This is a genomic window from Streptomyces desertarenae, from assembly GCF_042681365.1.
GTDB lineage: Bacteria > Actinomycetota > Actinomycetes > Streptomycetales > Streptomycetaceae > Streptomyces > Streptomyces desertarenae.
Genome location: NZ_JBHUFU010000036.1, coordinates 1 through 9234 on the forward strand (window position 1 = coordinate 1; position 9234 = coordinate 9234).

Annotated in this window: 6 protein-coding genes, 1 tRNA gene and 1 pseudogene; 3 read left to right on the top strand and 5 right to left on the bottom strand. The window is 75.8% G+C overall.

Annotation, left to right across the window (positions count from 1 at the left end):
- Positions 1-38: 38 nt before the first annotated feature.
- The 3 genes from ACFSJS_RS27750 to ACFSJS_RS27760 all read right to left on the bottom strand — a co-directional run bounded on the left by ACFSJS_RS27750 (position 39) and on the right by ACFSJS_RS27760 (position 3881).
- Positions 39-2612, bottom strand: coding sequence for an ABC transporter permease (locus ACFSJS_RS27750; protein WP_380905238.1), 2574 nt, complete (start codon positions 2610-2612; stop codon positions 39-41).
- On the bottom strand, positions 2609-3412 hold the full coding sequence (locus ACFSJS_RS27755) for an ABC transporter ATP-binding protein (RefSeq protein ID WP_380905240.1): 804 nt from the start codon (positions 3410-3412) through the stop codon (positions 2609-2611). Before ACFSJS_RS27755 ends, ACFSJS_RS27750 begins: the two co-directional genes overlap by 4 nt.
- A 397-nt stretch (positions 3413-3809) precedes the next feature.
- Positions 3810-3881: transfer RNA gene (locus ACFSJS_RS27760), tRNA-Gln, on the bottom strand.
- A gap of 206 nt (positions 3882-4087) precedes the next feature.
- Here ACFSJS_RS27760 and ACFSJS_RS27765 point away from each other — a divergent pair.
- Positions 4088-5524 carry a sensor histidine kinase gene (locus ACFSJS_RS27765; RefSeq protein WP_380905242.1) on the top strand — a complete coding sequence of 479 codons (1437 nt, stop codon included), beginning with the start codon at positions 4088-4090 and terminating at the stop codon, positions 5522-5524.
- Between the two features lie 55 nt (positions 5525-5579).
- Here the strand turns inward: ACFSJS_RS27765 and ACFSJS_RS27770 are convergent, their stop codons facing one another.
- Together ACFSJS_RS27770 and ACFSJS_RS27775 are read right to left on the bottom strand one after the other, a co-directional pair.
- Positions 5580-6107: an SUKH-3 domain-containing protein gene (locus ACFSJS_RS27770; protein WP_380905244.1), complete on the bottom strand. Its 528-nt coding sequence runs from the start codon at positions 6105-6107 to the stop codon at positions 5580-5582.
- On the bottom strand, positions 6104-6610 hold the full coding sequence (locus ACFSJS_RS27775) for a YwqJ-related putative deaminase (RefSeq protein WP_380905246.1): 507 nt from the start codon (positions 6608-6610) through the stop codon (positions 6104-6106). Before ACFSJS_RS27775 ends, ACFSJS_RS27770 begins: the two co-directional genes overlap by 4 nt.
- Before the next feature lie 327 nt (positions 6611-6937).
- On the opposite strand from ACFSJS_RS27775, the gene ACFSJS_RS27780 reads away from it, so the two are divergent.
- Positions 6938-7942 carry an SMI1/KNR4 family protein gene (locus ACFSJS_RS27780; RefSeq protein WP_380905247.1) on the top strand — a complete coding sequence of 335 codons (1005 nt, stop codon included), beginning with the start codon at positions 6938-6940 and terminating at the stop codon, positions 7940-7942.
- A gap of 5 nt (positions 7943-7947) precedes the next feature.
- Positions 7948-9234 (top strand): annotated as a pseudogene (locus tag ACFSJS_RS27785) (SUKH-4 family immunity protein); the annotation flags it as partial.

Genomic DNA, 9234 nt, shown 5'->3' on the forward strand with positions numbered 1-9234 from the left:
CGCGGGCCCGGGGCGTACCCCGGGCCCGCGGTGCGCCGCTACTCCGTCGCGATCGCGCCCAGCACGTTCATCCGGCCCGCGCGGAACGCCGGCACCAGCGCGGCCACCAGCCCCACCAGCGCGGCCCCCGCGAACACCGCCGCGATCGTCGGCCACGGCACCTGGAGGACCCTCAGCCCCTCCAGGGCCAGCAGCCGCTGCGCCGCCACGCCCCAGCCCAGCCCCAGGCCCAGGCCCAGCACCGCGCCGAACAGCGCGATCACCACCGACTCCATCCGGATCATCCGCCGCAGCTGCCGCCGCGACATCCCGACGGCCCGCATCAGCCCGATCTCCCGCGTCCGCTCCACCACCGACAGCGCCAGGGTGTTCACCACGCCCAGGACCGCCACCACGATCGCCAGCGCCAGCAGTCCGTACACCATGTTGAGCAGCTGGCCGACCTGGTCCTCCAGCAGTTCCTTGTAGTCCGCCTGGTTGCGGACCTCGTACTGCGGGAACGGCTCCAGCTCCGCCTTGAGCGCCGCGTACACCGCGTCCGCCCGCCCCTCCTCCGCCTTCGCGAGGAGCATCGTGTTCAGCGGCATACGGTCCCCGGGGACGTACGCCCCGGCCGTCTCGGTGCTCAGGTACAGCGCCCCCCGGTCCACGCTCGTGTCCGCGGCCGTGATCGCCCGCACCGTCAGCGTCGCCGTGCCGCCGCGCTCGAAGTCCACCTCGACGCGGTCGCCGATGCCCACGCCGTGGCGCTCGGCGAAGTCCTCCGGCACCGACATCGAGTCCCGCTCGTACGCCGCCGGCAGCTCGCCCTCGACCGTCTCCACCCGCAGGTCCCCGGCGTACGTCGGGGAGGCCGCCGTCAGCCCCTCCCGCACCGGCCCGCCGCCCGGCGGCGTCAGCTCCGCCTCCAGCACGCGGTACTCCGTGACGTGCTCGACGCCCTCCGTGGCCCGCATCCTCTCCACGACCTCCGGCACCACCGGGCCCGACGTGGACTGCACGATGAAGTCCGCGCCCACCGAGCGGTCCAGCTCCTCGCCCGCCGACGCCACCAGCGAGGCGCCCACCACCGACAGCGACGCCACCAGCGCCAGGCCGATCATCAGCGCCGCACCCGTCGCCCCCGTACGGCGCGGATTGCGCAGCGCGTTCCGCTCCGCCATCCGTCCCACCGGGCCGAACGCCCTCAGCAGCACCACGCCCAGCACCCGCACCAGGAGCGACGCCAGCAGCGGGCCCACCAGGACGAAGCCCACCAGCGTCAGTAGCACGCCCAGCCCCAGGAACGCCGACCCCTTCGACGCCTCCTGCGAGCCCGCCGCCACCGCCAGCGCGCCCGCGCCCGCCAGCGTCAGCGCCAGGCCGATGCCCGAGCGGACCCGGCCCACCCGGCTGCCCGCCGCCGGCAGGCCGTCGTCCCGCAGCGCCGCCATCGGCGACACCCTCCCCGCGCGCCGCGCCGGAAGGTACGCCGCCAGCACCGTCACCACGACGCCCAGCGCCACGCCCACCACCGGCGTGGTCCACACCACCGTCAGGTCGTCCGTGCTCAGGTTCATCCCCGCCAGGCCCATCAGCTCCATCAGCCCGACGGCCAGCCCCACCCCGGCGCCGACCCCCAGGACCGAGCCCAGCACGCCCAGCAGCAGGGCCTCCACCAGCACCGAGCGGTTCACTTGGCGGCGGCTGGAACCGATGGCCCGCAGCAGGCCGATTTCCCGGGTGCGCTGCGCCACCAGCATCGAGAACGTGTTGACGATCAGGAAGACCCCGACCAGCAGCGCGATCCCCGCGAAGCCCAGCAGCGCGTACTTGATCACGTCGAGGAAGGAGCCGATGCCCTCCTTGCTCTCCGCCGCGTACTCCTGCTGCGTCTGGACCTTGTACTTCCCCGGGCCCAGCGCCGCCACGACGTTCCTCTTCAGCTCCTCGTCGCCGACGCCCTCGGCCGCCGTCACCGACACCGCCGTGTACGCGCCCGGTTCGCCCAGCAGCCTCTTCTGCACCGTCTCGGTGTCGAAGTAGACCACCGTCGCGCCCGGATTGGTCGACCGGAAGGCCGCCGTGCCCACGATCCGGGCCCGGAAGTCGCCCAGTGCCGAGATCGTGCGCAGCTCCTCGCCCAGCTCCAGCCCGTGCCGCTCGGCCGTGTCCGCGTCGACCATCACCTCCCCCGGGCCGCGCGGCACCCGGCCCTCGGTGACCTCCATCGACCGCCGGTCGATCTCCGTCCAGTTGCTCGCGATCGTCGGCGCGCCCGTGGAGGACCCCATGTTCTCGTTGCCGGAGTCCACCACCGTCACGCTCATGCTGAACGCGCCGCCGGCCACCGAGGAGACCCCCTCGACCCCCTCCAGCTCCTCCAGCAGCGATCCCGGGACCGTCGCGGGCTTCCCCGTGTCCGGCAGCTCGTCGTTCCGCGCGGCCTCCGGCGAGACCGTCACGTCCGCGGCCGTCTGCGCGAACAGGCGGTCGAACGTCGTGTTCATCGTGTCGGTGAACACCAGCGTCCCGCACACGAACGCCACCGACAGCACCACCGCGACGCCGCTCAGCAGCATCCGGCCCTTGTGCGCCGCGAAGTTGCGCAGCGATGTCCTCAGAACGGTCACGACACCCGCCCGAACGTGTCGAAGGCCTTCATCCGGTCGAGGACGGCCTCCGCCGTCGGGCGCTGCATCTCGTCCACGATCCGCCCGTCCGCCAGGTACAGCACCCGGTCGGCGTACGAGGCGGCCACCGGGTCGTGGGTCACCATCACGATCGTCTGGCCCAGTTCGTCCACCGAGTTGCGCAGGAAGCCCAGGACCTCGGCGCCGGCGCGGGAGTCGAGGTTGCCGGTGGGCTCGTCGCCGAAGATGATCTCGGGGCGGGCGGCCAGGGCGCGGGCGACCGCGACGCGCTGCTGCTGCCCGCCGGAGAGCTGGTTGGGCCGGTGCTTGAGCCGCCCGGACAGGCCGACGGTCTCCACGACCCTGTCCAGCCACTCCCGGTCCGGCTTCCGGCCGGCGATGTCCATCGGCAGCGTGATGTTCTCCAGGGCGTTGAGCGTCGGCAGCAGGTTGAACGCCTGGAAGATGAAGCCGATCTTGTCCCGGCGCAACTGCGTGAGCTTCTTCTCCTTCAGCGAGGACAGCTCGGTGCCGCCGATCCACACCTGCCCGGACGTCACCGAGTCCAGCCCCGCCATGCAGTGCATCAGCGTGGACTTGCCGGAGCCCGAGGGCCCCATGATCGCGGTGAACGCACCCCGCGCGATGTCCACGTCCACGTGGTCCAGCGCCACCACCCGCGTCTCGCCGGCGCCGTACGCCTTGACCACCTGCCTGGCCCGCGCGGCCACGGCCGTGCTTCCTCCACTGCCCCCGGTCCTGGGATTCGCTACAGCCGTTGTCACGGTATGTCTCCTCATATCGCCTGCGGGGGGTCGGAACGCCCCCGAAGTCCACGACGTCGTCCGGACGGCCGCGGAGCCGTCGTGCACGAGCCTGGTGCACGCGGGCCGGCGCCGCGATGGGGCCGGGCACCGTGCCCGCGGGGGTGCTACCCCCACCGCGCCGCTCCGGCAGCCCTCCCTCAGGCTAGGGACGGGCCCCCTCCCGTCTCGTCCTGCCGCGGGACGAGACGGGGGGAGGAGGAAGGGGGCCCTCCCCCTTAGGGGAAACGGCCCCGAGGGTGCCTCCTGCCCCTACCCCGGCCCCGGGTGGAGCAGGTGGGGGCGGCCGGAGCGGCCCCGGGGGGCACGGGGAGCGGCGGGCACGACGAAGGCCCCCGGTCGGAAGACCGGGGGCCCGCACAGGAGTTCCGAGCTCCCCCGCCAGGACTCGAACCTGGACAAATGGCACCAAAAACCATTGTGCTGCCAATTACACCACAGGGGATGGCGACTCAGGCCGTATCAGACGCCTCCTCAGGCTTCCGCGCGGCCCCCACTACTATGCCGCACCACCGGCCCCCGACGCGACGGCAGAGGCCGGCGCCGCCCCGCACGTGCGCGGTGCCGCGCTCCCGGCCCCCCTCTCGCGTGCGGGGTTTTGGGGTGGTGGCGCCCGAAAAACCGGTGGCGACCGGTCGTAGGCTGGGCGGTATGACCGAGACGGGGGAAAGCGTCGAGGCCCGTGACCAGGGTGATGCGCCTCGGGGGCCGCTGTGGTGGGAGCGGCGGCGGAGCGCGGTGCTGGACGTGGTGCTCGCTGTGGTGGCGGGCCTGGAGTGCGCGGCGCAGGGGGTGCCGTTCGCACGCGAGACCGGGCTGCCGGTGTGGCTGTCGGTGGGCCTGGGGGGCCTGGCCGGACTGACGCTGGTGCTGCGGCGGCGGTGGCCGATCGCGGTGGTGCTGGTGGCGCTGGCCGTCACACCGGCCGAGATGGGGTACGTGCTGGGGACGGTGGCGCTGTACACGCTGGCGGCGTCGGAGGTGCCGCGGCGGATCATCGTGCTGCTGGCCGGCATGCAGGGCGCGGGGACGCTGGTCATCACGCTGGTGCGGCTGCGGCAGAGCCTGGTGGCGGACACGTACGGGGACTACGACCCGTCGTGGTGGTTCGTGCCGCTGATGGTGCTGCTGATGGCGCTGGGCGTGACGGCCCCGCCGGTGCTGCTGGGCCTGTACGTGGGGGCGCGGCGGCGGCTGGTGGAGAGCCTGCGGGAACGGGCGGACGGCCTGGAGCGGGAGCTGACCCTGCTGGCGGACCGCGCGGAGGAGCGCGCGGAGTGGGCGCGCAACGAGGAGCGGACGCGGATCGCGCGCGAGATGCACGACGTGGTGGCGCACCGGGTGAGCCTGATGGTGGTGCACGCCGCGGCGCTGCAGGCGGTGGCCCTGAAGGATCCGGAGAAGGCGTCGAGGAACGCCGCGCTGATCGGCGACATGGGGCGGCAGGCGCTGACGGAGCTGCGGACGATGCTGGGGGTGCTGCGGTCGCACGAGGCGAAGCCGGCGGCGCCGGGGGGCCCGGGCGGGGACGGCGGCGGCGGTGCGTCCGGGGACGCCCGCGAGGAGCGGCCGCTGGCGCGGGTGGCGGAGGCCGCGGGGGCGGCGGCCGCCGTCGCCGGGCGGGGCGCGGTGCGGGGTCCGTCCGGCGGCGCGGCCGGGGATCCGGCGCCGGGCCCCGGTGAGGAGGACTGCCCGGGGCCGTGCCTGGAGGACCTGGAGGCCCTGGTGGGCCAGTCGCGGGCCGCGGGGATGGCCGTGGAGCTCTCGGTGGAGGGGGAGGTGCGGTCGTATGCCTGGCGGGTGGAGCAGACGGCCTACCGGGTGGTCCAGGAGGCGCTGACGAACGTGCACAAGCACGCGGGGGGCGCGCGCACGCGGGTGCGGTTGGCGCACCGCGCGGGCGAGGTGGCGGTGCTGGTGGAGAACGACGCGCCGTCGGAGGGGGTGCGCGACGCGGGGCTGCCCAGCGGCGGGAACGGCCTGGTGGGGATGCGGGAGCGGGTGACGGCGCTCGGCGGGGGGTTCGTCTCGGGGGCGACGGAGGCGGGGGGTTTCCGGGTGTCGGCGGTGATCCCGGACCGGGGGTGACCCCGGGCCGTGCGTGAGCGGCTCCCGACCCGGCGGGCCCGGTGCCCCGGGCCGGTCAGCCCGGGTCGCGGGGCAGCCGGGCGGGCCGGGTGCCGGTGACGAGTGCGGTGAGGGCGGCGTCGACGGTGGGGCCGAGGTACCAGTCGCCGGTGTGGTCGATGCTGTAGACGCGGCCCTGGGCGTCGATGGCGAGGAGGGCGTTGCCGCTGTCCTCCTCGCCGAGGGGCGCGACCTGGGTGCCGAGGGCGCGGCCGAGGTCGGAGAGGGTGCGGGGCCAGTGGAGGCCGCGCAGCGGGTCGATGTGGACCGGTGTGGGCGCGATGTGGCGTCCGGGTTCGGCGCTGACGATGTGGAGACCGCCGAACTCGGCCCAGGCCTCGACGGCCGCGGGGAAGATCGCGTGGCGGTGCCCGGCCGGGGAGCGGTGGTCGCGCAGGGTGTCGGCCCAGACCTCGGCCTGCGCTATGTCGCGGCGGCCGGGGCGCCAGCCGGCGGCGCGGAGCGCGGCGTCGACGGGCACGGAGAAGCGCGTGCTGGTGTCGCGGGGGCCGGGGACGGGCCGGGGGGCGGGGGTGGTGGTCACCGTTCTCCTGTGGGGTCGACTGCGCGGACGCCGAAGTGGGCGAGGAGTGCGGTGCAGGAGCGGCAGGGCGGTGCGTAGCTGCCGTGGCGCGGGTCGCCGTCCTCGCGGATGCGACGGGCCGTGATCTTGGCTCCCTTGAGGGCCTTGCGGGCCTCTCCGGTGGAGAGGGGCCTGCGGCTGGCCCGCTTGCTGCGGGCGGCCTCGGCGGAGGTGAGGTAGCGGGAGAGCAGGACGGCCTCGGGGCAGCGCCCGGTGTGGCGTTCGCGCTGCGGGGCGGTGAGGGTGTCGAGGTAGTCCTGGACGAGGGGGTGGTGGACGGGGGGCCGGTCGGCCTTGCCGGCGGTGCAGGTGAGCGTCCGGCCCTTGACGGAGAGGGCGGCGGCGACGGTGGGCATGATGCCGTCGCGGCGCTGGACGGGGACGGGGGCCGCGTCGTCGGCCGCTCCCCAGCTGACGCGGGGGTCTCCGGAGCGGGCTGCGCTGTGGTGTTGTGTGGCGTGCATGGTTGGGCTTCCTCCCCGCGCATCCCCCCGATGGCGTCGGTTCAGAGTGCCAAACGGGCGGGCCGTTGGGAAAGCTGGGGCCGTGTGGCGCATGTCGCGGCCGTGTGTCGGGGTGTGTCGGGGCGCGTCGTGACGGACCGTGGTGCGGGCGGGGGTGTGCGCCGCGGGGTGCGCGGGGGTGGTGCCGTGGGTGCCCGGTGACGGCGCGGTGGGGGCCTGCCGGGGGGCGCGGGACGGGGCGGGACCGGCCGCGGAGGTTGCGCTTAGGCTGTGCGGGTCAGCGCTCTTCGGCGCTCATCAGCCAGTTGCCAGCAGAGGGGCACCGCCATGACGACAGGCAGGCCCGGGCTGGGGGTCTCTCCCGGTTCCCGGTTCGAGGGTGAGTCCGCGCCGCCGAACACGGCCTATTCGGGGCAGGTCGTGCACTTCCCGGATCCGGTGCGGGCCGCTCGCCATCCGGGAGGTGTGCGGGTGGACGAGCGGGGCTTCCCCGACTTCTCCCCGTACGCGAGGGCCGCGGTGGAGATCGCCGAGCCCCCGGAGGGCTTCGGTGTCGACGAACTGCGGCTGACGGACTACGTGTCGGCCAACGCGGCGCTGCACGCGGAGGGCCACGAGCTGTGGGCGGACCTGCCGCCGGTGGCGACGCCGCACGGCTGGACGTGGCACCACGTGGCGCACTCGCGGCGGCTGGAGCTGGTGCCGGCCGAGGTGAAGGCCCTGCTGCGGCACCACGGCGGCCTGGCGACGGCGGCGGTGGACCACGGCAAGCGGGGGACGCGGCCGCTGCAGGAGACGCGCCCGGCGCACTTCGAGGTGCCGCACCGGGTGGCGGTCTCCGAGGAGCAGGTGCTGGACGTGGAGGAGTCCCTGGGGTACCGGCTGCCGGAGGCGTACCGGTCGTTCCTGAAGGCGGCGGGCGGTTGCGCGCCGGTGGGCGTGGCGCTGGACGCGGAGCTGGGGCTGCTGGTGGACCAGCCGTTCTTCACGGTGCGCGAGGAGGCGGCGGTCAACGACCTGGTGTACGTGAACAAGTGCCTGCGGGACCACCTGACGAAGGACTACCTGGGCGTGGGGTTCGTGCAGGGCGGGATCGTCGCGGTGAAGGTGCGCGGCGAGGGTGTGGGATCGGTGTGGTTCTGCGCCTACGACGACGTGCGGGACCGCGACGGGTTGACGGTGCAGCAGCGGGTGGACGAGCTGTTGCTGCCGTGCGGTGCGGACTTCGACGAGTTCCTGCTGCGGCTGGCGGGCAGTCCGCCGGAGCTGGAGACCGTGGCGGGCTTGATGGTGGACGGCGGGTTCGCCCGTGCCGTCCCGGTGGAGGGGTGAGCGCGGTGGTGACGTTCGCGCAGGCGCAGGAGCGCGCGGAGCGCTGGGTCAACGGCGGCGTCCCGGCGTACCAGCACCGCGAGGTGCGGGTGCGGGAGTTCGGGCTGGGCTTCGTGGCGTGGGCGGAGGACCGCGCCGACGGCCCGTCGACGGGCGGCGGGCGGCAGCGGCTGGTGATCGCACGGGACAGCGGCGAGACGACGCTGTGGCCGGGGCTGCCGGTGGGCGAGGTGATCCGCCGGTACGAGGAGGAGTACGGGGCGCCGGCCGCGGAGCCGGCGCCGGCCGCTCCGCCGAGGCGGGTGGACCTGGAGGCGACGTCGTTCCTGCTGACGCCACCGGAGTGGCTGCAGGAGGCGGCGGACCAGCTGGGCATCGCGGACCGCCGGGGCGAGGAGCCGCAGACGCCCCCGGCCCCCGCCCCGGCCGCCTCCGCGGCCCCCGCCCCTCAGCCGGAGCCCGCGCCCCCGTCGGAGCCCGCGCCCCCGCCCCCGCCCGCCTCCGCGACGCCTCCGGGCGTCTCCCCGTGGGACGCGGCGGACACCAGCGGCAGCGGCAGGGACCTGGGCTCGGTGGCGCCCCCGGCGACGGTGTTCGCGCCGCCGATCAGCGGCAGCGACGAGGACGACGACGCCCCGCAGCCGCCCCGGGCGAGCCCGGAGGCGAAGACCGCGCTGCTGCCGGAGAGCGGCGTGCTGCCCCGGACGACGGTGGCCCCGGCCGTGGAGGACCCGCAGGACCGCGGCCCCTCCGGTCCCGCTCCGGACGCGGACCGGGACTCCGGTGCCGGGCGGACCCCGCCCCCCGGCCCGCCGTCCCCTCCCCCGGCGCCTCCGGGCGGCACGCCCCACGCCGCCCCGGCCGCGGGCGGACCGGACACCCCGCCCCCGCCCCCGCCTCCGGCCCCCGCTGCCCCCGGCGCCCCCGGTGAGGGCGCCGCGGACCGCGGCGCGCGCCCGTCGCGCGGCGGCGGCACGTCGGCGCCGCCCCCGCCCGGCCCTCCGGGCGCTCCGGGGAGCGGGAGCCCGGTGCCGCCGGGCGGTTCGTCCGGCGGTGGTGCCGCGTACGCCCCGACGCAGGTGGTGTCGGCGGACGACGTGGTCGCGCAGGGCCCCGGTGCGCCGAAGCCCCCGGGGGCTCCCGGTGCGCCCGGCACTCCCGGCGGCGGAGTGCACCACGCCGCGACGGTGCTGGCCGGACCGGCCGGACCGCCCCCGCCCTCGGCCCCCGGTGCCCCCCTCGCCGCGCCCGGCGCCCCCGCCGCGCCCGGCGCCGCCGGTGCGCCCGCCGCC

Coding starts and splice junctions, on each gene's coding strand:
- ACFSJS_RS27775 (WP_380905246.1), bottom strand. CDS start 6,610: ATGCACGCCACACAACACCACAGCGCAGCCCGCTCCGGAGACCCCCGC.
- ACFSJS_RS27765 (WP_380905242.1), top strand. CDS start 4,088: ATGACCGAGACGGGGGAAAGCGTCGAGGCCCGTGACCAGGGTGATGCG.
- ACFSJS_RS27755 (WP_380905240.1), bottom strand. CDS start 3,412: ATGAGGAGACATACCGTGACAACGGCTGTAGCGAATCCCAGGACCGGG.
- ACFSJS_RS27780 (WP_380905247.1), top strand. CDS start 6,938: ATGACGACAGGCAGGCCCGGGCTGGGGGTCTCTCCCGGTTCCCGGTTC.